21 protein-coding genes are annotated in these 23246 nt (G+C 64.0%); 13 read left to right on the forward strand and 8 right to left on the reverse strand.

Annotation, left to right across the window (positions count from 1 at the left end; genetic code table 11):
• Window positions 1-59: 59 nt before the first annotated feature.
• The 4 genes from D9V34_RS04175 to D9V34_RS04190 all read left to right on the forward strand — a co-directional run bounded on the left by D9V34_RS04175 (window position 60) and on the right by D9V34_RS04190 (window position 3710).
• Window positions 60-1097, forward strand: coding sequence for an aldose 1-epimerase family protein (locus D9V34_RS04175; RefSeq protein WP_183091839.1), 1038 nt, complete (start codon window positions 60-62; stop codon window positions 1095-1097).
• A gap of 531 nt (window positions 1098-1628) precedes the next feature.
• A complete protein-coding gene (locus tag D9V34_RS17450) occupies window positions 1629-2936 on the forward strand; it encodes a putative T7SS-secreted protein (protein WP_147441609.1) in 1308 nt (435 codons plus the stop codon).
• On the forward strand, window positions 2936-3412 hold the full coding sequence (locus tag D9V34_RS04185; RefSeq protein WP_121687627.1) for a hypothetical protein: 477 nt from the start codon (window positions 2936-2938) through the stop codon (window positions 3410-3412). Before D9V34_RS17450 ends, D9V34_RS04185 begins: the two co-directional genes overlap by 1 nt.
• Before the next feature lie 7 nt (window positions 3413-3419).
• Window positions 3420-3710 carry a WXG100 family type VII secretion target gene (locus D9V34_RS04190; RefSeq protein WP_121687628.1) on the forward strand — a complete coding sequence of 97 codons (291 nt, stop codon included), beginning with the start codon at window positions 3420-3422 and terminating at the stop codon, window positions 3708-3710.
• Between the two features lie 74 nt (window positions 3711-3784).
• Here the strand turns inward: D9V34_RS04190 and D9V34_RS04195 are convergent, their stop codons facing one another.
• From D9V34_RS04195 to D9V34_RS04205, 3 genes are read right to left on the reverse strand one after another with little or no spacing between them, the layout of a single operon-like run.
• Entirely contained in the window at window positions 3785-4159 is a 375-nt protein-coding gene (locus D9V34_RS04195) for a DUF4180 domain-containing protein (protein ID WP_245991894.1), read from the reverse strand.
• A 33-nt stretch (window positions 4160-4192) separates the two neighbouring features.
• On the reverse strand, window positions 4193-5290 hold the full coding sequence (locus D9V34_RS04200) for a TolB family protein (RefSeq protein WP_121687630.1): 1098 nt from the start codon (window positions 5288-5290) through the stop codon (window positions 4193-4195).
• Window positions 5287-6210, reverse strand: a complete 924-nt coding sequence (locus D9V34_RS04205) for a TolB family protein (RefSeq protein ID WP_121687631.1) — start codon at window positions 6208-6210, stop codon at window positions 5287-5289. The genes D9V34_RS04200 and D9V34_RS04205 overlap by 4 nt, the downstream gene beginning before the upstream one ends.
• 110 nt (window positions 6211-6320) lie before the next feature.
• Between D9V34_RS04205 and D9V34_RS04210 the strand changes: the two genes are divergently transcribed.
• On the forward strand, window positions 6321-7208 hold the full coding sequence (locus D9V34_RS04210) for a phosphoribosylaminoimidazolesuccinocarboxamide synthase (RefSeq protein WP_245991896.1): 888 nt from the start codon (window positions 6321-6323) through the stop codon (window positions 7206-7208).
• 141 nt (window positions 7209-7349) lie between these two features.
• Window positions 7350-8645 (forward strand): alpha/beta hydrolase fold domain-containing protein, encoded by a 1296-nt coding sequence (locus tag D9V34_RS04215; RefSeq protein ID WP_121687633.1) that lies wholly within the window; start codon window positions 7350-7352, stop codon window positions 8643-8645.
• A gap of 14 nt (window positions 8646-8659) precedes the next feature.
• On the opposite strand, the gene D9V34_RS04220 is transcribed toward D9V34_RS04215, so the two are convergent.
• Window positions 8660-9781, reverse strand: coding sequence for a hypothetical protein (locus D9V34_RS04220; protein ID WP_147441610.1), 1122 nt, complete (start codon window positions 9779-9781; stop codon window positions 8660-8662).
• Between the two features lie 555 nt (window positions 9782-10336).
• Between D9V34_RS04220 and purS the strand changes: the two genes are divergently transcribed.
• Window positions 10337-10594 (forward strand): phosphoribosylformylglycinamidine synthase subunit PurS, encoded by a 258-nt coding sequence (gene purS / locus D9V34_RS04225; protein WP_121687635.1) that lies wholly within the window; start codon window positions 10337-10339, stop codon window positions 10592-10594.
• Window positions 10591-11292 (forward strand): phosphoribosylformylglycinamidine synthase subunit PurQ, encoded by a 702-nt coding sequence (purQ, locus tag D9V34_RS04230; RefSeq protein WP_121687636.1) that lies wholly within the window; start codon window positions 10591-10593, stop codon window positions 11290-11292. The genes purS and purQ overlap by 4 nt, the downstream gene beginning before the upstream one ends.
• A gap of 67 nt (window positions 11293-11359) precedes the next feature.
• On the opposite strand, the gene D9V34_RS04235 is transcribed toward purQ, so the two are convergent.
• Both D9V34_RS04235 and D9V34_RS04240 read right to left on the reverse strand, forming a co-directional pair.
• Window positions 11360-12325, reverse strand: coding sequence for a hypothetical protein (locus D9V34_RS04235; RefSeq protein ID WP_121687637.1), 966 nt, complete (start codon window positions 12323-12325; stop codon window positions 11360-11362).
• Between the two features lie 194 nt (window positions 12326-12519).
• Complete coding sequence (locus D9V34_RS04240; RefSeq protein WP_121687638.1) at window positions 12520-13617, reverse strand: VanZ family protein; 1098 nt, start codon at window positions 13615-13617, stop codon at window positions 12520-12522.
• Between the two features lie 126 nt (window positions 13618-13743).
• Here D9V34_RS04240 and D9V34_RS04245 point away from each other — a divergent pair, with 126 nt between their 5' ends.
• From D9V34_RS04245 to D9V34_RS04265, 5 genes are all read left to right on the forward strand, one after another.
• Window positions 13744-14019, forward strand: coding sequence for a hypothetical protein (locus D9V34_RS04245; protein ID WP_121687639.1), 276 nt, complete (start codon window positions 13744-13746; stop codon window positions 14017-14019).
• 97 nt (window positions 14020-14116) lie between these two features.
• The gene (locus tag D9V34_RS04250) at window positions 14117-15256 is read left to right on the forward strand and encodes an Ig-like domain-containing protein (RefSeq protein WP_121687640.1); all 1140 of its coding nucleotides are present in this window, start codon (window positions 14117-14119) and stop codon (window positions 15254-15256) included.
• A gap of 215 nt (window positions 15257-15471) precedes the next feature.
• Window positions 15472-17844, forward strand: coding sequence for a phosphoribosylformylglycinamidine synthase subunit PurL (gene purL, locus D9V34_RS04255; RefSeq protein WP_121687641.1), 2373 nt, complete (start codon window positions 15472-15474; stop codon window positions 17842-17844).
• 113 nt (window positions 17845-17957) lie between these two features.
• Window positions 17958-19382: a carboxylesterase family protein gene (locus tag D9V34_RS04260; RefSeq protein WP_121687642.1), complete on the forward strand. Its 1425-nt coding sequence runs from the start codon at window positions 17958-17960 to the stop codon at window positions 19380-19382.
• 377 nt (window positions 19383-19759) lie between these two features.
• On the forward strand, window positions 19760-20560 hold the full coding sequence (locus tag D9V34_RS04265) for a hypothetical protein (protein ID WP_121687643.1): 801 nt from the start codon (window positions 19760-19762) through the stop codon (window positions 20558-20560).
• Between the two features lie 328 nt (window positions 20561-20888).
• On the opposite strand, the gene D9V34_RS04270 is transcribed toward D9V34_RS04265, so the two are convergent.
• Entirely contained in the window at window positions 20889-22301 is a 1413-nt protein-coding gene (locus tag D9V34_RS04270) for a hypothetical protein (protein ID WP_121687644.1), read from the reverse strand.
• Window positions 22302-22480: 179 nt separating this feature from the next.
• Window positions 22481-23140 carry a TetR/AcrR family transcriptional regulator gene (locus D9V34_RS04275; RefSeq protein ID WP_121687645.1) on the reverse strand — a complete coding sequence of 220 codons (660 nt, stop codon included), beginning with the start codon at window positions 23138-23140 and terminating at the stop codon, window positions 22481-22483.
• Window positions 23141-23246 lie beyond the last annotated feature (106 nt).

Genomic DNA, 23246 nt, shown 5'->3' on the forward strand with positions numbered 1-23246 from the left:
TGGGGAGTGATCGGGCCGCTCACCGTCTTGGCCCTCCACGAACACGGGAGTTCAGGGATTTGACCACCGCACACACCTATGGCGTTCCGGCCGAACAGATTCGCCGGTTTACCGGCCGGGCCGAGCAGCTGGCCCGCATCGATTCGTTTGTGGAGGCCAACGGTCCCGGGGCCGGATCGCGGCGGATTCAGCTGGACACCGGCGGCGGGTTGAGCGTGGACCTGCACCCCGATCGCGCGCTGGATGTGGGCCGGGTGAGCTTTGCCGGGGTTCCGGTGGCCTGGCTCTCCCCCACCGGCATCGGATCCCCCGCCGCCTATGACGGACAGGGTGAGAACTTCCTGCGCACCTTCGGCGGCGGGCTGCTGGCCACCTGCGGGATGGACACGTTTGGTCCGCCCAGCACCGATCAGGGCCGCGACTTCGGCACCCACGGACGTTTTGGCGCGACCCCGGCCACCCTGGAAACGGTGCGGGTGCGCGGTGGCAAACTCACGGTGATCGGGACCATGCGTCAGGCCACCGTGTTCGGAGAGAACATCGAGGTGCGGCGGAAGATCACCGCTCGGGTGGGCGGCTGCACGCTGCGGATCACCGATCAGGTGACCAACCTCGGCGACACCGATCAGCCGCATATGGTGCTGTATCACGCGAACTTCGGTTGGCCGCTGCTCAGTTCCGAAAGCACCCTGGACATTGCCGCCGATGAGCGGATCGGGATCGACGAGCACGCGCGTGCCGAGATGGATATCTGGAACCAGTTCCACGCGCCGGTGGCCGATATCCCCGAGCGCGTCTACCGGCACGTGCCGCCCGCCGCCGAGGCGAGCGGTTGGAGCCGCGCCCGCCTGACCAACCCCAACATCGGCATCAGCGCCGAGATCCGCTTTGACCGCGCCACCCTGGGCAACCTCTACCAGTGGAAGATGCTCGGCGAGGGCACCTACGTGCTGGGCCTCGAACCCTCCAACTGCGCAACCATCACCGGCCGCGCCGCGGCCCGCGCGGCTGGCACCCTGCCGATCCTGAAGCCCGGCGAAACGGTGCGCCACCGCATCGAGTTCGCCTTCGCACGCGAGGGCTCGGCGGAGGTCTAGTCTCTCGTATCTAAGACTCAAGAGTAGTCAAGTTGGTCGCCTCTCACATGTCGACGAACGCCAACTCGCATAGTGACGACGCGACTGCGATGTCTCTCCTGAGCGAATCAGGTTCCGTGTTCGCGGATGTGACATTCAACCGGGCTTGTGGCCTCATTCATATGGCGGAAATCCTGCATCCCCAGTAGCATCAGTTTTGGCCCCCATTTGCGGGCCGTTTTACCCGGGGGGGGCAATGGGAAAGTTTCAGGTAAGCCCGGACGAGCTCCGACAGGCGTCCAACAGAATCCGTGCGGCGCAGAAGCACCTTGGCACGCATACAGTTGAATCTACGCCGGAGGCGGGCCATGCAGCGGTGGTCTCCGCTGCCAACAGTTTCTCGGCACAGTGGACCAGTGGCACGTCACATCTGGTTAGGGACATCGAAGAAATTGCCGATCGCCTTGATAAGACGGCGACTATTTACGAGTCCGGAGACAGCGCGGCAAAAAACAGCGTAGAGCGCTCTGAGTCTGGCACCGGCGCGGGCCATTGAGCGATCTCGCCCATACTAAAGACCCCAATCGTCTTGTTCCCGGCGATATCAGCGGTGTTCGACGAACCGCATCCGATTGGCGCAATCACGGTACAAATCTCGACGGAGTATCTACCGCGCTGAGCGCAGTAGCCCTACCCGAATCGTGGACCGGTGATGCAGCAGATGCGTTTAATGAAAAATTCTCGCCCCTTGCCAAACAATTCGCCGATGCTTCACACGCGGTTACGTCAGCCGCCAACGCACTTGATCGCTATGGCGATGTCCTTGACTGGGCAAGAGACCAGGCTCAAACGGCAATCGACCTGTGGGCGCAGGCCCAACAGGCAACGCTCAGCGCGCAAGCCGCCTATGAGCGGGACTCGCTCGCGATGCAAAAAGAGCACGATCAATTCTTTCTTAAGCAAGGCGTCACACCGTTCGGATCTCCTCCGCTACGAGCATTCGTAGATCCGGGTGATGCGCTTCGGGCGGAGGCCAATGAAACACTCGCTGCGGCGCGAAACTATCGTGAAGCCGTCGGCTATGACGTGGCAGACGTCATCAACAGCGCTAGCGACGCCGCGCCATCCGATCCGAACGGGTGGGCGGTAGCGGGCGCTGCCCTTGCCCTCGCGTTCCAAGTCGGATTCGGAGATGCCGTCGATTTTGCTCTAGACGCGGCCGTAAACACTGGCAACACGCTTGCCTCACTCGGAAACGCAATCATCAATCATCCGGAGTATCTGCTTGAGGTGCTCGGTGGACTTAGTCTGCTTTACGCGGGCGTGGGCGGTGAGGTAGGGGGCGTTGCGCTGGATGCGACCGGTGTCGGAGCGGTTGCCGGAGTGCCCATCAACATCGCCTCGGCTGGTGCCATCGCGGCGGGAGCCGGCATTGCCAGTGCCGGAACCATCCAACTCGCCACTGAAGCAGCCGGAAATAGCCGCGTTCAACCCTTCAACCGTTGGAGTGAACGTGATTCTCTGGGTAGATTTGCAGAAAAAAATGGCGGATCACGTGGTGATTCCTATCACAAAGAGCAAAAAGCACTCGACGAGCTTGAAGAAGAGCTAGGAGTGACAATCGAACGAACCCAAGTCAGATCGACGGTGGAAGGCGCAGATCATTACCGGCTCTTCGACGGTCTCTACCGCAACTCGGATGGAACATATACCGCTATCGAAGTGAAAACTGCGAGCGCCACCAAGACCCCAAATCAACGTGTTTTTGATGATCTTATTAGCCGTGATAACCCTGGATCTGCGCGAATCAATGGAGAACAGGTTAAAATTGTCAAGGTGATTCTAAAGGAGACTGACTGATGACATTGGAATCTCATGTCGTGACAACAAACGGCGCTACGCGCATGTTTTTGTTTGATGATGTGCGACCGTATCGAGACCAGATTGGCCGTGTGCTGGGGCTGCTCGACGGCGACAAACGCTGGGCATATTCCCTCTGGAGAGCGCCCAAAGGTCTCAACATTGATGAGATCGATCGCGACCAATACCCGCAGGCCTACCTTCAGAGCGCAGGAACGGCACAGGCAATGACCATCGAAGTTCGTTACATCGAAGCAGACGGAATTGCTCGCCAATACGTGGTCGGGAGAGCGCCCGGTGACTATGCAATCGAGCCCAGCGTTAGGATGCCCTATAACAATGGATCGCGTCACCTTGACCTCTACCCGAATGAGGTATTCACCAGCGAAGAGGCTACGGAAATCTATTACCAGTATTTCCTGACCGATCGAGTCCCAGACCAGTACCTTCTCCGTCTCATCAACCAGTGGGAATAGTGAATAGATGACCGATATGATCCGTGCGGACCAGGCTGCCGGCGAAGCCCTCATTCGTGAACTCAAGCGGGCGACGGACGCTATCCGCGAAGAACTCAATACGCTCGAAAAAGAGGTTCGAGTTCTTCAATCCGGCTGGAACGGGCAAGCGCGTTTAGCGTTCGATGATGCTCATCGAGAGTGGGCCACACGCGTGAGCGGCATGTACTCGTCCTTAGAGTCGGCGACCGTGACCGCAGCGGAGGCCCAGGCGCACCTGCACAGCGCCCATGATGCGGCAACAAAAATCTGGCGCTAGGGCTCGTTCCTCAGCTGTGCGAATCTACCACTCGGAGTTCAGGAAGCTACAGAGGCTTCTAACGTCTGAGCTTCTCAGGGGTTCAGGCGCTCGCGCAGGGCGTCGAGGGTCGGCTCGAACCACACCTGGGTGCCGCGGTTGGACTCCCAGACGAAGTCGCGTAGCGGCGCGCTGGCGGCGGTCTCGGCATCGATGTTGCCGATGATCGCGACCGGGGTGCGGTAGTTCACCAGCTTTTGCAAGAACTCCCCGGCCACCCCGGAAGCCAGCCGGAAAAACTCGGGATCGAGGCGTTCGCACGGGACCGCGACCAGGGTCACGCTCTGTCCCCAGAGCGAGCCGATCAGTTCGGCCATGCCGTCCGGGGTTGTCACATACTCTCCGGTTTCGGGCAGCACCATCACGCGGTGCTCGGCGATCTCCTCGATGCTCATGTGCTCAGGACTCATGTGCCCAGGCTAACGAACCCGCGCGGCCGAAAACTAGCCGATCGGGTAGGCCACGTAGGCAAACCGGGTCGAGTCCGGCGACCAGCCGTTGACGTTGGTGGTGCCCTGCCCACCAAACAGGCGGGCGACCGTGCGTGCCTCGGTTGCGTCCGGGGTGCCCAAGCGCAGCTCCACCTCGAGGTTTTCCGGGTGACCCAGCGTCCCCGCGGGATACGACAGCCACAGCAGGTGCTCCCCGTTCGGCGAGGGGTGCGGGAACCAGTTGACCCGCTCGTCGTTGGTGAGCTGGTGCGCCACCGGCAGGACAAACTCCCGCCCGGATCCATCGGCCAGGCTCGCCACGGTGTCCGCCGGGAGCTCTCCCACCAGCCGAGGCAGCGCGCAGTCCTCCACGTGCTCGATCGCCCGCAGCAGCGGGAAGGCGGATTCACCGAGGATCTCGACAATCGAGAGCGGAGAGGTCGGATCCTTGACCTCACCCAGCGTGCCCTGCACGTCCGCAGCAGACATCCGGTGCAGCTGCGCGTGGCCGGGGGCCGATCCCTCGGGTTCGGCATTGAAGTACAGCGACCCGTCGGGTCCGAACTCGGCCCCATCCTCGGGTCGGGCGGCGGCACTGAGCGGGATCAGGGCGCCGTCGGCGATCCGCACCAGCGCCACTCGGAACCGCGCGAACTCGGGGGTATTGGGGCCGTGGGGGAAGCTCAGCCCCACGATCGAGAGCAGGGTGCCACCGGCGTTGATGCCGTGCAGGTAGTGCTTCACCAGGCCGTCATCATCCCGGGTGATCTGGGTGGGGGTGCCGCCGGCAATAGGGATCGCATAGAGGTGCCCGTTCTTCGCGGTGGCGTAGATGGTGCCACCATCCGGGGAGAGCACATGGTCGTTATTGAGGTCGCCGCGGTTGCCGGTGGGGATCGCCTCGGCGGTACCCTCGCCACTCAGCGGGACCCGGACCAGGCCGCCCTCGTGGTTGAGCACCAGGAAGGTCCCGTCCGGGTGCCAGTTCGGGGCTTCCAAAAGGTCGGTCTCCGAGGCAAAAACCAGGGAGTCGGTGCCGGTGGTCACGTCATAGACGCGCACCTCGGTGCGCTGGCCGGGCAGCAGGGTGCGCCAAATCGGGGTGGTCATCGGTTCATCTCCTCGGTAACGGGGTAGGCAACGTAGGCGAAGCGGGTCGAATCCGGAGCCCAGCTGTGCACGTTGATCGTGCCCTGCCCGCCAAACAGCGACACCACGGTGCGGGTGTGGGCGGGATCCAGCTCGGGGGTAGATAGGCGAAGCTCAACGGGCAGGTTTGCCGGGTGGCCGAGGGTTCCGGCGGGGTAGCTCAGGTACACCAGCCGGGTGCCGTCCGGAGAGATATGCGGGAACCAGTTCACGCGCTCGTCGAAGGTCAGCTGGGTGATGTCGGTCCCATCGGCGCCCATCCGGAACAGCTGCGAGTGCCCGGGGATCGTGGAGGCCCGCTCGGAGTTGAAGTACACATATGCCCCGCTCGGATCGTATTCGGATCCATCGTGCGGAGCCGCGGCCGTGGTCAGCGCGTCAATCGCGCCGGTCGCCACATCCGCGATGAGGACGTTGTAGTCCTCGATTCCCCGGGCGGGCAGGGACCCGATAAACGCGAGGGTTTGTCCATCCGGGGAGATGCCGTGCAGATAGTGCATCGGGACGCCGTCACCCGGGTGGGTCACCCGCCGCGCGGGTCCGCCGGGCAGCGGCACCTCGTAGAGGTGGCCGTCCTCGGAGGACGCATAGAGGAACCGGCCATCTGCCGAAAGCACATGGTCATTATTGGAATCGGTGAGCTCCCCGGTGTCCAGACGTTCCAGTTCGCCACCGGTGGGCGCGATCCGGTACAGCAGGCCGTCGCGGTTGAGGATTAGCCAGTCGCCGTCCACGCTCCAGTTCGGAGCTTCGATCACGGCCTCATTTTCGCGATAGACCAGCTCATCCAGGCCGGTATCCACATGGAAAACGCGCAGTTCGGCGTGCTGTCCGGGCAGGAGCTGCCGCCAGGAGGATGTGGAGGTCACGGGAGTGCTCATGCATTGACCCTACTCCGCAGAAGCCGCCCGCGCAGGAAGCCCGCGGTGGGACCGCTGAGCGAATTCCCGGCCCGGTTTTTGAGACACGCCCGATACCCCATAATGGAGGCGTGAGCGAATATGCAGAGCTGCCCGGATGGACCCACTTCTACTCCGGGAAGGTGCGCGACCTCTACCGTCCCGCGGGCCTTGCCGAAGGCGCGCCCGCGCCCGAAATCCTGGTGGTTGCCAGCGACCGGGTTAGCGCGTTTGACCACGTCCTCTCCCCCGGGATCCCGGAAAAGGGTGAGCTGCTGACGAGCCTGAGCAACTGGTGGTTCGAGCGGCTGGACTTCGTGCCCAACCACCTGCTGCCGTTGGGCGATGACCTGCCCGCGCCGGTGGCCGCCCGCGCGATGCGCGCCAAGTCGCTGGACATGTTCCCGATCGAGGCCGTGGTGCGCGGCTACCTCACCGGTTCCGGCTGGGCCGAGTATCAGGTAAGCCAGAGCGTATGCGGCATCCCGCTGCCCGCGGGTCTGCACAACGGTGATCGTCTGCCCGAACCCCTCTACACCCCGGCGTTCAAGGCGCAGCTGGGCGAGCACGATGAGAACATCACCTTTGAGCGCAGCATCGAGCTGGTGGGCACCGAGGATGCCACCGCCCTGCGCGATCTGTCCCTGGAGATTTTCCGCCGCGCCTCGGCCATCGCCGAGGAGCGCGGGGTGATCCTCGCCGACACCAAGTTTGAGTTCGGCCGCGACCCCCAAACCGGCGCGATCACCATCGCCGATGAGGTCCTGACCTCCGACTCGTCCCGCTACTGGGACGCCGACATCTACGCATCCGAGACCGATCCGGCCGCACGGATGGCGAGCTTCGATAAGCAGATCGTGCGCGACTGGCTTGCGGCCAACTGGGACAAGACCGGTACCCCACCCGAGCTGCCCCTCGACATTCGCGAGCGCACCGCCGCCCGCTACCGCGAGCTGCTGGAGCGCCTGCGCGGGGCCTAACCGTCCAGGCCGCATCACCGAGAACCCGGGATCTCCCTGCGAGATCCCGGGTTCTGTGCTGATGCCCTGTTCCAGCCGGGCCCGGATCGCTACCCTGGACCACAGGGCCGTGCGGGGGTACGGCCGGAAGGAGGGATGCGGATGCCACTGGACCCGTACTTTGAGCGTCAGCTCCGAGAAAACCGCGCCGGGACCATTACCGAGATCCGTCAGCGTGTGGTGGAGACCATCCGAGGTCTCCCGCGGCGCACCCTGACGGCGATCCGTGAGCTGCCCGCGCGCCTGCGCGAAGTCGGCACCGGTCACGGCGCTGGCCGCGGCGCGAGTCCCGGGGCGGGACTCCGCGATCCCGGGGCGGGCCCGGCGGCCGACCCTCACCACGCGAGCGCCCCGGCGGAAACGGACGAGGAGTTCGAGGACCCCTGCACCAGCGCGAATCCCGCCCCTGAAGACTCCGGGCCGGAGGCCACCGCACACTGGCGGGAGATCTCACCAACCAGCGCCCTCGACGCGTTCACCACCGCCAAGGCCCACCGGGTCCCGCGCGGCACCCCCGCCTGGGAGGAGCGTAACGCGCTGCTCTGGGATCGCAAGCTCCACGGTCGGGTCGGACTCGACGGGCCCGACCTCACCACACGCGAGTTTGTGATTCCGGTTCACGGGTTCCCCGAGGTCCGCGTGCGCCTCTACCTGCCCGATACCCCCGCGCCCGAGACCGGGTTCCCCGCCGTGCTGGCGTTTTTCGGCGGGGCCTTTCACGTGGGCGGAATCGACTACACCAGCGTGGACGCGGGATTCCGCCGCCGCACCCAGGATGCCCGCGTCGCCTACCTCGCGGTGGACTACGCTCGCGCGCCGGGCAGCCACTTTCCGACCCCGGTGGAGCAGGGATATGCGGCGCTCGACTGGCTGTTCACTCAGGCATCAGCGCTGGGCCTGGATCCGAACCGGATCGGCATCACCGGCGCCTCCTCGGGTGGGAACATCGCCGCCGCGGTGGCCCTGGCCAACCGCGAGCGTGCAGGGCACCCGTTGCGCCTGCAGCTCCTTGAGGTACCGAGTCTTGACCTCACCGGAAAACACATCGACCTGCGTCCGCTGCGCGAGATGCGGGTGCCGCGCGTGCTTGTCGCTCGGGAGTTGCGTGCGATCCGGTCGCGCTATCTGGCCCACCCCGATCAGGCCCGCACGCAGCTGGCCTCGCCGTTGCACGCCGCCGATCTCGGCGGGCTTCCGGCCGCCCACATCATCATCGCCGAGTACGACACCCTCCGCGGGGACGGTGCCGCCTACGCTCGGGCGCTGCGTCGGGCCGGAGTTTCGGCGAGCGCAATCGAATTCCAGGGCGCGACCCACGACGCGGGCATGTATACCGCCGCTGTGCCGCTCGCCGAGCACTGGCATCTGCACGCGGTCGCGATCCTGCGCACGCTGTAACCCGATTTGGCTCGCTACTCGCAGCGGCTCAGCTCACCGATCTGCCGGGCCAGGTCGTCCGTCTGATCCGTCATCAGATACTGGGGAAAGGAATTCGCCGAACGGTTGAGATAGTCGCGATCGGCACCCAGATACTTCACCGCATACGAGTTGGTGACGCCCTCGTTGAGCTCGCCGGTGATCACCGGCGAGGACGTTCCACAGATCTGACCGATCACGTGGTGGGCGATCTCGTGCCGGATGGTGTCGAGGAAGGTCGGCTCGGTGAGGTTGGCCGGATAGCCACCAAACCCCGGATTCACGTAGATCCGATCCGGGGTTGCCCGGCAGTACGAGGCCACCACGTGGGTGATGTCGGTGCCCGGCGCGCTCACACAGTTGGCATAGATCGAGTCGTAGTTGAAGTCCAGTAGCAGGCCAAATTCGGCGGCCAGATCGGCGGCCGACTGCGCGTACGACCCCTGGTCATCGCGTTGGGCGGGGCGCTCCCGGACGGCCTTCTCGGCCGCCGCGCGGTCCTCGGTCATCTTGGTGGCCGAACCGTCGGACTCGTACACCGAACCGTCGGCGTTGGTCACCCTGATCGTGACACCGAGGTCTTCCCCGGCCAGGAACTTTCGCTCCACCTCGGTGAGTTCGTCATCCTTGATCCGGATTTCGGCGTCCAGCTCGTACTGGTTGGTGCTCGCCTTACTCAGCACCGGGTCGGTCATGAAGCGCAGCGCGGCCTTCTTATCCGCGAGGATCGTCAGGAAGTCACGCACATAGCCGAGCCCGGCGTCGGTACGCGGCACGATCGTGAAGATCGAACCGTCGCTGAGCCGGTTCGAATACTCGTCATACATCGCGACAGTGCGGTCCTGGAGCGCGGGCATGCCCGGACGCTCCGCCAGGGTGTAGGTGGGGACCTTGCCGGCCTGGCTGTTCTGCGCCCCCAGGTTTCCCACGGCCGACTGTAGGAGGGCTGAGCCGATAAACGGCAGTGCGATCAGGAGGGCGATCACCGCCAGGGTCACGACCAGACCAATAATCCAGCCGCGCTTCTTTCGGCTGGGACCCGGGCCCTGGGGATAGCCATACCCGCCGGGAGGCGGGGCGAGCGCGGGCGGTCCCGACCCCTGGGGGCCGCGGCCCACCGGAAATAGGGAACGGGAGGTCCCGTACGATCCCGAGGTTCCATAGCCCGCCTGCCCGGCCGGGCCTCCGGCCTGCGGCGCATGGGGCTGTCCGTAGAGGGGGGCAGCGGGACCGCCAGGACCGGATGGCGCACCCGTGGGATACGGCTGTGGCTGCGGATACGGCTGTCCGTTTGGTGCCGGTTGCAACCTAGGCTGCGGTTCTGCCGGCCCGGCCTGCCCCCCGGATTCTGGCTGCGAATTCGGGTTCGGCTGCGGATTTGGCTGCGCCGGCGGCTTCCAACGATCGTTTTCAGACATTTTGGTCTTCCCCCATCTCCCAACCACATCCGGTCGAGAGTCATTCATTCCCACCGCAACGCTATCAAGCCCAACGAATCTCCGGAAAACTTACCGTCGTATCCGCCCATCGGCCGTCCGATTCTCGGGGTGATCAGCCCCCGAAAACATGCGGCATCCTTCGGAGTGTCATGCGCACCGGCCGGTGGCAAATTTCTTGCGAATCGCCCACTAGACTGAATGCGTATCCGCCCCCTGACTCACCGGGAGACACTGGTGCCAAAAATCATCGTAGAAGTAATGCCGAAGGCCGACCTGCTGGACCCGCAGGGTAAGGCCGTGGCCGGAGCACTTGGCCGTCTGGGCCACTCCGCCATCACCGACGTGCGCATCGGCAAGCGCTTCGAACTCACCGTCGAGGGTGAGGTCACCGAGCAGATTCTCGCCGACGTCGCCACCCTCGCCGACGAGATCTTCTCCAACCAGGTCATCGAGGATGTCACCAGCATCCGCGTGGAAGAGGCCCAGGCATGACCCACCGGATCGGTGTGGTCACCTTCCCCGGTTCGCTGGATGATCGTGACGCTCAGCGCGCGATCCGCATCGCCGGTGCCGAGCCGGTAGCTCTCTGGCACGCCGACCACGATCTGCAGGGCGTGGACGCGATCGTTCTGCCCGGTGGGTTCAGCTACGGCGACTACCTGCGTGCGGGTGCAATTGCCGCGCGGGCGCCGATCATGACCGAGGTTATCTCGGCCGCAAACGCCGGCATGCCGGTGCTGGGAATCTGCAACGGTTTCCAGATGCTGACCGAGGCACACCTGCTGCCCGGCGGCCTGATCCGCAACGAAAAGGGTAACTTCATTCGTCGCGACCAGGGCCTGATCGTGGAGTCCACCGACACCGCCTGGTCCAACGCCTTCACCCAGGGCCAGGAAATCATCATCCCGTTGAAGAACGGTGAGGGTGGTTTCATCGCCTCGAACGAGGAGCTTGATCGTCTGGAGGGCGAGGGCCGCGTGGTCTTCCGCTATTCCGGGGTCAACCCCAACGGGTCGATGCGCGACATCGCCGGCATCAGCAACGCCGCAGGCAACGTGGTGGGCCTGATGCCGCACCCCGAGCACGCAGTGGAGCCCGGCTTCGGCCCGGACACCGCGGACGCCATGCGTTCGGGAACCGACGGCCTGGCCTTCTTCACCTCGGCCCTCACGGCCCTGCTGGCGGTCTAACCGTCACACTCATTCGGCCCGCCCGGATTCGCTTTCGCGAGTCCCGGCGGGCCGTTGTGGTTTCGGTTCAGCGTTCGAGGGTGCGTTTATCAATCATCGCGGCCCGAGTCACGGCGGCGGCAATAGCGAGCAGGGCCACAAGTGCGAGTAGGGCCAACGCACGAGTACCGGACACGGCAAACGGAGTCGCGGCTGGGAACCCGGTCCCCAAGACACCGCTCGCAGCGCGCACAACAACACTGGGCACATAGCGAATTGCGGTTTCGGGCAGCGCACCGGAAAGCTGCGCGATCCTCACGGCCACATCTCCCACCACCACAACCAGAGCCATCATCCCCAACAGAAGGGGGCGCAGTGCCCTGAGTGCCAGCCCGTGAATCAGCGCACCCAGAGCCGCACCGATCACGGTGATAATCGCGGTGACCAGCACCATCCGCATTCCGATCACCAGCAGGTGTTCGCCGACAAGCCAGAGTGATGCCCCAAACAGGGTCAACACAACCGTCGAGGCAACAAACGCCGCCACGATCAGGGATACCCCCAGTACTACGCCGGCACCTGCGCCCAGAACAATGCGGGCGATCACCACGCTGCGCGGATCGGCCACCGCGCATACCCGCTCTGAAATACGCACCGACCGGTCGCGAACCTCGGCACGCGCGTGCAGGTGCTCCTCGCGGGCGGCGGCCGATTCGGCACGAATCAGTCGAGAATCGGCCAGGCTCCCGCGACGAATCTGGGCCGCCGCCGGTGACGCCGCCGCGGCGCTCATCTGGGGCTCCTGAACCGGCAGCACTCGTGCGGTATCAGGCTGCCCATGTGCTGAACGCCGACGAGCAGTCCGCGGGTCCCCGATCAGCACACCCCACACCAGTGCCGGGAGGGCCAGTATTCCGGCACCGGCCAAATACAGAGAGTGCACCACCTGTGGATCATCGAGGCTCAGGTCGGGCGGAACCGGGTTGTCCTGGGCGATCAACCCGGACACGATTGCCGGGACCGCGGCAGCCAACGCTGCCAGAAGCATGGCCACACCGAGGATCCATCGACTGGTCCGCGCATGCCATACCCGTGCGGCCTCAATTTGGGCCACCCTCACCCAGCCATGTCCGAATCCTGATGCCGCCATGTACGTCCCTTTCACCGGGCGATTCCCGCTCCCTCCCTAGAGTGCGGCCTGCCTCGAATCGCTGCAAGCGCGCAGCACACGCAACGCAAATTCCCCAGTTAATTCACAACTGACGCGGGGCGATCTCGCAACATCCCGTGCGAAACCAGACGCTTATCGGCCACCGAGCTTCCGGCGAGCGCATCGGCCAGTCCGCGACGATCCCGGGTAGCCCAGACCCCAATGATCGAGGCCAGCACAAAGAACGGCAGGATCACCGCGGTCACCGGCGTCTCAATCGTGGTGAGGGCCACATACCCGCCGAGACCAAAGACAAAACGGAGCAGTCGCGAGAGAATCGCGGGCACCCGGTGGTAGACCGGTGCCAACATCACCGCGGATTCTCCTACCGTCACACCACCGATCATCACGCAGAGGAACTGGATGGCAATCGGGATCAGGCCCACCAACACCTCGGTCTGAGTGGTGGCAGCAAGCTCGACCCCGGATTGTCCCAGAGCGGTCGCCCGATAGGCACGGACCAACAGGACGAGCCCGCCTCCCAACAGGCCAAGGAAGAGGAGGTCACAGATGAAACCGAGGAACCTGCGTCCGGCGGTGACCGGCCGCGGCTCGCGTTGGCGCACCTCCTCGCGCCGGGCGAAGCCCACAAAGACAAATGCGAGCAGGGATCCCACCAGGGCACCCAGGGTGTTGGTGGCCAGATCGCCCACGTCAAATACCCGGTAGGGACGCGGGAACAGGCCCCAAACGGCGGTCAGCTGGGTGGTTTCAATCAGCAGCGACAGCGCGAATCCCGACAGCGTGGCCACGAAGAATCCACGCTGGAACAGGGTACGCATCAGGAAACCAAAGGGGATAAACAGGACCACGTTGAGCGCGAGCTGGAGCACCGCGGTGTTGCGAACGAGTTCCTGCACACTCGCATGCGGATAGTTCGCGATGTCGCGGATCCCATCCATGACATCCAACTGCACACCGCTGGCTCGATAGTCGGCGCTGCTTGGAATCGGCAGGAGTGTGTAGCACCAGATTGCAAGCATGTAAATTAGGAACGCCAGCCAGCCGACGCTCCGCCAGAATGAAAGGCCACCCCGCCTGCGGTAGCTTGCCGCGACAAACGGCACAATCAGCACCACGGCGAGCGCGCCACCGGCAAACAGGGCGATCAGGGCGGGGGTCAGCAGTTCATTCACCTCGGAACACTAACATCACGCCCAGCCAAAACACGGGTTTTTACCCGGGATTCCGCCCCGGGGATGAGACGGATCAGCCTCTGGTTGACCCTCGACTTTTCTGAAAACTCGGAGTAGATTCGCGACATGGGTACAACAACGAACCCCAATCGCGCGATCATCTTCCTACTGACGCTGCTGGCGATTCCCGCACTGGCCGGAATCCTCGCTCCGGTGGGCATGGGCGTCCTGCCCGCCGCCGTGCTGCCCTCCGCCGCCGGCACGGGTGCCGCCCAGCTGGCCGAGACCGGCGCGCAGGGCCTGGCACCAATCATCATTATCGGGGCCATCCTGGTTCTCGCCGGGGTTGCCTTAACGGTTGTACGGATACTCAAAAACCGCGATCGCAAACCCCAAGATTGACCCTCAAATAGGGGTCCTGGTCTGGCTTTCTATTACAATTAGATCTCAGCTTAGGACCCGCCAGACATCCTTCCAGGGAACAACTTAGGGTTGAAACATGCACACTCGTTTCGCCCGCGCGGCATCCGCGCTCGCTCTCTCCACGTTCATTATCGGGGCCGGTGCCGGGGCCGCCTTCGCCGCACCCGCCGCCGATGCCAACGCCGGCATCCCGGATAATGCGCTGCGCGCCTGCCTGGCCGAGCAGATTCCCGGTGGTGTCGTCACCCCGGAGTCGATCGCAGCGCTGACCACCATCGACTGCGCCGGTCGCGGGATCATCGACCTGACCGGGCTGGAACAGGCCACCGGCGCGACAGATATTGATCTCTCGAATAACCTGGTCGAGGACGTCCTACCGACCGCGCTCCAGAGCCTCACCGCCCAGCTGAACCTCTCGTCCAACCGCATCGCGGGCGTCCATGGTTTTGACCCTGAGCGCGTTGATGTCACCAACCAGGATGTGACCATCGTGAGCGTCGACGCGAGCTACACGGACACCGAGTTCGTCTCGACCGCGATGGTTGTCCCCTTCGCAGAATCACCGGGATTTGAAAACCTCCTCACCGACGTGCCCTTTAAGGGCAACGCCGACGGTGACCGTCTGTTCCCGATTAGCGGACCCGACGAAACGGTTGCACGTTACAACTTCTCCGACTCAACCGGCCGCTTCACCGGTGTGCTGAACTTCCCGCTGACGCGCTACACGGTGGCGATCACCCCGGTGACTACCAGCGACATTCTCGCCGACGGCACCGCACGCGGTGCCGTCCGGATCACCCTCACCGACAAGTCGGGTGCCGGAGTTCCGGACGTAGCTTTCGGCTGGTCCCTCCCCGGCAACCTCTCCGTAGTAGAGCAGGGTGTGGGCTTCAGAACCGATGCCAACGGCGTCAACCTGCTGGAGGTCACCTCAGACCAGCCGGGTCCGCAGGAGCTGATTCTGAACATCGGTAACTCCACGTTCCCGCAGACGTTCACCTTCGTGGCACCCACGGCGGTGGTCACCGACCCGACCCCGACCGCAACGCCCGCGGCCGTTGCCGCGCCGGTTTCTAACCGTGGTGGTCAGCTGGCACACACCGGAGCCGCCAATTGGATGCCGCTGGCACTCGGAGCCGGAGTCCTGGCCCTCGCCGGTGCCGGACTAACCGTCCTGCGCGTGCGCCGTTCGCGCGCCGGAGTGAGCGCCGAATAGGCTCACCCCGATCAGGCCCCGGGCACCCACAGGGTGTCCGGGGCCTTGCCATGTTCGCCTGCCGGTGGTCACATTTTTGCACCCCGACCGGCCCGAATCCTGAGCCAGGACCACACCGATCTTGACCCCAAATACCGCGGCATGATCCGCGGCGTGTCGAGGCCGTATGGTCGGGCGTTCAGAACGGTGATTTGTAGGCCCCCGCACCCTCTAGGATGGGAGGTGTCCGGCACCAGCTGCTTCGAGGAGAAACCGTACCCGTGACCGCTATTCCCCCCACCGTAGAGAACCAGGCCGCGTCTGCCGCGGCCGCCGAGGCCGATACCGTGGCCAACGCGATCGCCACCCCGGAACGCGAGCAGCCGTATGCGGCGCTTGGTCTGACCGAGGGCGAATACCTCAAGATCCGTGAAATCCTCGGCCGCCGCCCTACCTCGGGCGAGCTGGCCATGTACTCGGTTATGTGGAGCGAGCACTGCTCCTATAAGTCGAGCAAGAACTACCTCCGGAAGTTTGGCAAGAAGGTCACCCCGGAGATGACCAAGAACCTCATGGTTGGCATGGGCGAGAACGCCGGCGTGGTGGACATCGGTCAGGGATGGGCGGTGACCTTCAAGGTCGAGTCGCACAACAGCCCGAGCTATGTGGAGCCCTTCCAGGGTGCCGCGACCGGTGTCGGCGGAATCGTCCGTGACATCATCTCGATGGGTGCCCGTCCGGTGGCCGTCATGGACCAGCTGCGCTTCGGCGACATCGACCACCCCGACACCGCACGCGTCCTGCACGGTGTGACCGGCGGTATCTCCTTCTACGGCAACTGCCTGGGCCTGCCCAACATCGGCGGCGAGACCGTGTTTGACCCGATCTACCAGGGCAACCCGCTGGTCAACGCCCTCGCCGTGGGAGTGCTGCGCCACGAGGATCTGCACCTCGCCAACGCCTCGGGCGTGGGCAACAAGGTGGTCCTGTTTGGTGCCCGCACCGGTGCCGATGGCATCGGTGGCGCCTCGATCCTCTCCTCGGTTGCCTTCGAGGAGGACGGCCCCTCCAAGCGTCCCGCCGTTCAGGTCGGCGACCCCTTCGCCGAGAAGGTGCTGATCGAGTGCTGCCTCGAGATGTACCGCGATGAGCTGGTTGAAGGCATCCAGGACCTCGGTGCCGCGGGCATCTCCTGCGCCACGAGCGAGCTGGCCGCAAACGGCGATGGCGGCATGTTCGTCGAGCTGAGCAACACCCTGCTGCGCAACCCGAACCTGACCCCCGAGGAAATCCTCATGTCGGAGTCGCAGGAGCGCATGATGGCCGTGGTCACCCCCGAGAAGCTCGACGCCTTCCTGGCCGTCGCCGCGAAGTGGGATGTGGAGACCTCGGTCATGGGTGAGGTGACCGACACCGGCCGCCTGATCATCAACTGGCACGGCGAGGAGATCGTCAACGTAGACCCCACCACCGTCGCGGTGGACGGCCCGGTTTACGACCGCCCGGTTGCCTACCCGACCTGGCTCGACGCCCTGCGCGCCGACCGCGGCGAGGCCCTGCCCCGCGCCACCGAAGGCACCGAGCTGCGCGAGCAGTTCCTCTCGATCGTCGCATCGCCGAACCAGGCCGATAAGTCCTGGATCACCGACCAGTACGACTACTACGTGCTCGGCAACACCGCGCTGTCCTTCCCCGATGACGGCGGCATGATCCGCGTCGACGAGGAGACCGGCCTGGGTATCGCCATCGCGACCGACGCCAACGGCCGCTTCTGCCAGCTGGACCCGCGTCAGGGTGCCAAGCTTGCCCTGGCCGAGGCCTACCGCAACGTGGCCGTGACCGGCGCGGTTCCCGCCGCCGTGACCGACTGCCTGAACTTCGGTTCCCCCGAGAACCCCGAGGTCATGTGGCAGTTCTCCGAGGCCGTGGACGGCCTCTCGGACGCCTGCCTCGAGCTGGGAATCCCGGTGACCGGCGGTAACGTCTCCTTCTACAACCAGACCGGTGACACCCCGATCTTCCCGACCCCCGTGGTCGGTGTGCTCGGCGTGATCGACGACGTCGCTGACCGCACCCCGAGCGGATGGCAGGACGACGGCGAGAACCTCTACCTCCTGGGCACCACCCGCGAGGAGCTCTCCGGTTCGGCCTGGGCCGGCACCGTGCACGGCCACCTCGGTGGAACCCCGCCCGAGGTGGACCTGCCCGGCGAGATCGTCCTGGGTGAGCTGCTGCGTGCAGCGTCGGCCGAGGGCCTCGTCAGCGCCGCCCACGACCTCGCCGACGGCGGTCTCGCACAGACCCTCGCCGAGGGTGTTCTGCGCTTCGGCGTGGGTGCCCGCATCTGGCTGGGCGACATCATCGAGCGTGACGGCGTGGACACCACCACCGCCCTGTTCTCCGAGTCGACCGGCCGCGTGCTGGTCTCGGTGCGCCGCGAGGACGACGTTCGCTTCCGCGGACTGTGCGAGGGCCGCGGCTACCCGGTGCAGCGCATCGGTGTCACCGACGCCTCCTCGAACACCCTCGAGGTCCAGGATGTCTTCACCGTGGGCCTCGACGAGCTGCGCACCGCACACGTCGACACCCTGCCCAAGCGCTTCGCCTAGCGAGTAGCGAATACGGCGGCGGGCCGGGCACTTCGGTGCCCGGCCCGCTTCGTGTTTTCCCCTAGACTCTCGGATATCGATCGCCGCAGGACGCGGCGAGGTGGGAGAGGGCCATGCGAACAACCCGGGCGGGGTATGAGGGCCGAACCTCGCAAAACGTGGCCCGATTCGAGCGGATCCGATACGCCACCGCTGGGCGGTTCGAGCCGCCAGTGGCGGTGCCAGCGGCGGTGCCAGCGCGAACGTCATCGGACGCGGCGGACCCGCAGCTACCGGATGAGGCCACGGCCGACACGCAGCTGTATGCCGGGACCTCGGCGAACATGAATGTGACGCTCCCCAATGATCGTCCGGTAGCCTGCCCGCAGCGCTTCTCCCCCGTGCTCTCGCACCTGCTGAGGCAGTCCCCCGAGTCGCTGAATCAGACCGAGAACTGCCAGGTGTTATCGATCATCACCCCGCAGGATGCTGAGGCCACGTCCTCGCTACCGGTGATGGTGTGGGTGCATGGAGGTGCCTATTCGACCGGTGCCGGTTCGGTGCCGATTTATGATCCGGCACTGTTGGTGTCCGAGCAGAACGTGATTGTGGTGCAGGTCACCTACCGGCTGGGGGTGTTTGGATTTCTCGGCCATGATTCCGGCGTCCCGGCAAACCTTGGCCTTCTGGATCTCACTGTTGCCCTGGAGTGGGTGCGCTCAAACATCGCGGCTTTTGGCGGAGACCCGGATTTGGTGACCCTATTCGGACAGTCGGCCGGCGGGGATGCGATCGCCCATCTGATGATCGCTCAGGGTACGACAAACCTGTTTCGACGGGCAATTATTCAGAGTGCCCCGGTGGGCATCAGTCGGCACCGGCGAACGGTAGTCACGGCCGCGCGGTCAATATCCCGACCTCCCATGGAAGCCTCGGTTAGCGAGCTGGTCGACCATCACAGCCGCATCGAACGCGCGGTATCCTGGCGAGGGTTTGCCGGGCAGCTGCCGTTTGGGCCCGAGTATGGCGCGGCCCCGCTGCCCTCTGCCGCGGCACGAGAGGCGGCCTGGCGCGAATCCGCTCCTCGCATTGATGTCTTGATCGGGCACACCACCGAGGAAACCGGCCTCTACCTCCCCTTGCTCCCCGGGCTGCGGCGCATTCGCCGCCACTCGGTTCTCGGCCGCCTGATGCGCGCCCTTCTGATTGTGCCGACAACCTACGTCGTCTATGGACTGCCACTGCGCAATTTCGGTCGGCGGCTGGCGCGCGCTGGGGGAAACGTGACCCGTTATCGATACCGCTGGGCATCCCCCGCGAGCAAAACCGGCCCCGCCCATATGAGCGAGTTGGTGTTGCTTCTGGGCTCCGTCGAAGCCTGGGCAGGCACCGCATTCGACTGCGATACTCAGGAACCAGAATCCGAGCGTCTGGGCCGTCTGATGCGCGCACACTGGGCGACGTTCGCCAGGACTGGCCACGTTGCCTCGGCCCTCACCGCTGAGAGCCGCGACCTCATTAGGTTCACGAAGACTCGGGCTGGTCGAGTCCGCTCCTAGTCTTTGGCCGTTGGCGAACCAGTTCTTCGGTGCCCGGCCCGCTTCGTGCCGTCCCCTAGACTCTCAGTCGGGTATCGATGGACGATCCCGAGAGCCGAGGAATTGAAATGACGGAGTCGCCGCGGAATAGGGCCGGCCAAAATTGCGGCGCGCCGGTTTTTTCCGGGCAGGATTGCCCCGAGCAAGATCGGGCACGGCAGGATAGTTCAGGGCAGGATTGCCCCGAGCAGACTCGGGCACGACACGCCTGCTTTTCTGTTGGCATGATCCGAGCGGGCGAATTGCGGGGTCATTTTGTGGGCGGTGGCGACCGTCACCCGCCGGCGCGGACGAGCACCGGCCCGGAATCCGACCGAAACTGGGAATGGGACTGGGCTGTGGAACCCGCTCACGTTGCGGCCGAGTGGAGCGGATACGCCGAGCGCCTCCCGGTGGCGGAAGCCCACGAAATCCTCGAATCCTGGGATGCGCTCTGGGCACCCGCGGATCTGGTATTTCCCGCATTTTTCTGGCTCTTTGGGGACCCGATGCGCTGGGACTCCATGCACCGTTCGGGCCGCACGCGGCGGCGGTGGATCGGATGGGATTCGCCGCTCAACCTGCCCCCGGCACTCCCCGAGCCCTGGGCGATGACCCTGCGCACTTCGGAGCTAGCTACCGCGCTCGCGCTCGGCCAGGCTCTGCGCCCCACTGACAGTTCGGCGACGTTCGCCGAACTCCTCGCGCTCGAAGCGCCCCTGCACGAGTATTCGGTGCGGCTCGCGGCACTGGATCTGGCCTGGGCAATCATCCCCCGCACGGGCAGTCTGATCGAATCGAACACCTGTGACAACCGCCACAGAGCTGAGGCACACGGCACAGAGCAGTGCGCGAGCTTCGCTCCACTGACCTATTCGGCCGCGGAACTCGCGCCACGCGCGATCACCCTGTTTCACGAGTGGCAGGACCCGAGACGGTACCGCCTGCGCCGTTTTCGCATCGAAACTCACGCCCGCACAACCGACGTCGCTACGCTCGGAGTCATCGCGGTGAGTGCGCTCCTGCAACACACCCCGTATACACTCGCGCTGGTCCGGCCCGGTCAGCTCTGGCATCCCGCTCCCGGTGACCCCTGGCGTGAGGTTCGCACCCTCGTGGAGCGATACCCGGGCTGGAACTACGCGAGTGATCTGAAATGAAGTCCAGACACGGAATAACCCTCACCACTGCAGCTAAGGATTATTGAAATGAGCTCGTAAAGGGTTGGGGAAACCTAGGCGAATCGGCTCTTGCCCACTCGAGACGAAGGTGAGCTCATCACCGAGGCGCTTTCGGCTGCCTGATTTGTCTTTCTCGATGCGCGATCCGACAGGGTTTTACCTCCAGCAATTGAGGAAATCCGCGCGCCTCGAACAACAAATCGCCGTGCGCTTGCACCGCTCTTTTCTTGCTTGGTCGTCATACATTCCTCACTTTCGATTCACCCGAAGTTGATACCGCGAGTATACGTGATCTCAGTTACGTGCTCTAGGTCCTTGCATTGAAGATTCGTCTCACGAGCCCTGCGCTCACAAGGAGAAACGCAAGTACCAGCGAAGTGATGAACCCAACCCACCACAGGATGAGAAGGGGGCCAAGATGGAGCTTCCCAACCAAGCTTCCCGCCATAGCAAACAAAAGCAGGGCGCACGTCATGAGCATGATGCGCAGCGGTACCAATACTCGTGAGGTCGACACATTCTCTGACGTTGAGGCAAGGAAGCTGATAAAGACCGCTGGTACGGCTAGAAAGAGGGCAGCAGCGTTCCCACCCACTTCTCTCAGTGTCGGTGTGGCCCCGTCCAGAAACAGCGCGAGAAAAAAAATGAGGGCGGTGAGGGACGTCACGAATAGGGTCACCACCCGCAGCCCTCTCCAGGGAACCGCAAGCCGCACGATTGCATCATCTTTAGGCAGAAAACCGTAGGCACCATGGACGTGAGCCACCGGCACTCCAGAATCGTCATCCAGCGTAGGTCCGAAAACGGGATTCGGGACATCGGAGCTTGGGAGGTGAAGGCTTCGCACGTCCAATTGCGGCGGTGTCTGGAATTCAAGGTGGTATGAGGCTGTCGCGTGGGGCATGTGCATGTTGATGACGATCTCTTTTTCGGCCCATCCGATTGCCACGAATAGGTTCAAGAATCTCGCTTTTATGCTTTGCTCTTCCTCGATGACCCAGTGGTAGGAGAATTTCACAACCTGCCGAATCCCGCTATCTCGAGCAGGCACGAGGCCGATAAGGAGAAAGCTCGACGCTAGTTTCTCTACAAGGTCAACAACATCGTTTGATAAGAAGATGTCTTCCGCCCAGATCTGCTCCCCATTCCACCGTCCCGCCTCACACAGCTCTCGTACCTGTGCCGAATACTTCATTCCCGCGTCCGACAAAATCACCCGCACGATCCGCTCAAGCTCATCACTTCTCCTCACCCCGGAAGCCTCAAGCAAGACCAAAACGGTTTCATGCATAAGAGGGTTGCTCTCGGATGCTCCCATGAGTGGCAAAGAGTTTCCGTGCGCATCTACGGCGTCGAGATGACGCATTGGCCCCTTGGCGATGAACGCCAGGGGGACCATCAACAACCCGTGAACATCGTTGATGTCGGTGCGTACGCGTTCGGTCTGGTCATACGCGAGCAACGGCTCGGGAACCGGCGTGCAGTCAATCGAGTGTTTGAGTCGCCCGCGTTCCCCTTCAAGCGGGTGCACACTGTCCACTCGTCGGTGAACCCACTGGGGCCACTTATCGATCACATCAGCCAATGCCCGAGCCGCCAATGCCTCGATATCGCTTTGACCAATTCCGATGTCTGAATCACGGTTGACGGAAAGAATCGGCGATTGGCTGACGTTTCGTTCACCCAAGCCCAGAAAACGCATGACACGCCACAATCGCATTGCCCCGCTCCTCGTAGAATCACCCTCTGCATTACAGAATATGAGGATTCGCAATTACCTCCGGCAGGTTTTCCGCCCGACTGTGGAGAACGACCCGGGAAGGGGAGCCTGTGGAGGAACGAGCTAGCCCGAAGGGAAGCCGAGAAGGAGCAGGCTACTCCGGGGGGGGACGGAACGAGCTAGGCGGGGATCGGCTCGGTGAAGGCCTGGACGATGCGGGCGATGGTGTCCGAAACTTCGTCAATGGTGTCCGGGCCGGGGTTGCTTGAGCCGGCGAGCATGACGCGGGTGATGCCATCCGAGTAGATAGCCCCGAGCACCTGGGAGAGCTCACGCGAGTCCATGGTGAAGCGCAGCCCCACCATCGCGACCAGCTCGTCCAGGCGGGCACCGAGCATCGACATGGCGCGGTTCTCGCCCGAGATATAGGTTTTACCTACCTCGGGGTCGCGCAGCGCGAGCATCTGGAACTCGCTCTGCATCAGGCACCAGGAGCGGTTATCGGGCTGTAGACCGAGGAAGTCTCGCACGATGCCGGAGATTTGATCGGTGGTGATCTGGCCACGCTCGGGAAGGTAGGCGGTCAGTCCCGCCTCGAGGCGGTCGAAGCGCACCTGGTTTTCACGGTCGGCGAGGGCGAAGAACAGCTCCTCCTTGGACTCGAAGTTGGAGTAGAAGGCACCACGGGTGAAACCGGCCTGCTCGGTGATCTGCTCGACGGTCGCCGCGGCGATCCCATGCTCGGCAAACACGTCATAGGCGGCATCGATGAGGCGATCGCGGGTCCGCTTACGACGTGCACTTTCGACGACCGGCGTTTCTCCCGTATCTGCACTCATAAAATCCTCAGCTTTCTCCACTACAAATTGCGATACACCGATGTATCGAATACATTTGTGTATTGAATACACTAGCGTATCCAAACTTTTCCCACGAGCCCCCTCG

Origin of the sequence: Mycetocola lacteus (assembly GCF_003667575.1) — a bacterium.
Taxonomy (GTDB): domain Bacteria; phylum Actinomycetota; class Actinomycetes; order Actinomycetales; family Microbacteriaceae; genus Mycetocola; species Mycetocola lacteus.

Bases quoted from the DNA above. Each gene is read 5' to 3' on its own strand.
- D9V34_RS04250 (WP_121687640.1), top strand. From the start codon at position 14,117: ATGCACACTCGTTTCGCCCGCGCGGCATCCGCGCTCGCTCTCTCCACG.
- D9V34_RS04195 (WP_245991894.1), bottom strand. From the start codon at position 4,159: ATGAGTCCTGAGCACATGAGCATCGAGGAGATCGCCGAGCACCGCGTG.
- D9V34_RS04190 (WP_121687628.1), top strand. From the start codon at position 3,420: ATGACCGATATGATCCGTGCGGACCAGGCTGCCGGCGAAGCCCTCATT.
- D9V34_RS04205 (WP_121687631.1), bottom strand. From the start codon at position 6,210: ATGAGCACTCCCGTGACCTCCACATCCTCCTGGCGGCAGCTCCTGCCC.
- D9V34_RS04200 (WP_121687630.1), bottom strand. From the start codon at position 5,290: ATGACCACCCCGATTTGGCGCACCCTGCTGCCCGGCCAGCGCACCGAG.
- D9V34_RS04215 (WP_121687633.1), top strand. From the start codon at position 7,350: ATGCCACTGGACCCGTACTTTGAGCGTCAGCTCCGAGAAAACCGCGCC.
- D9V34_RS04260 (WP_121687642.1), top strand. From the start codon at position 17,958: ATGCGAACAACCCGGGCGGGGTATGAGGGCCGAACCTCGCAAAACGTG.
- D9V34_RS04185 (WP_121687627.1), top strand. From the start codon at position 2,936: ATGACATTGGAATCTCATGTCGTGACAACAAACGGCGCTACGCGCATG.
- D9V34_RS04275 (WP_121687645.1), bottom strand. From the start codon at position 23,140: ATGAGTGCAGATACGGGAGAAACGCCGGTCGTCGAAAGTGCACGTCGT.
- D9V34_RS04245 (WP_121687639.1), top strand. From the start codon at position 13,744: ATGGGTACAACAACGAACCCCAATCGCGCGATCATCTTCCTACTGACG.
- purQ (WP_121687636.1), top strand. From the start codon at position 10,591: ATGACCCACCGGATCGGTGTGGTCACCTTCCCCGGTTCGCTGGATGAT.
- D9V34_RS04270 (WP_121687644.1), bottom strand. From the start codon at position 22,301: ATGCGATTGTGGCGTGTCATGCGTTTTCTGGGCTTGGGTGAACGAAAC.
- purL (WP_121687641.1), top strand. From the start codon at position 15,472: ATGGGAGGTGTCCGGCACCAGCTGCTTCGAGGAGAAACCGTACCCGTG.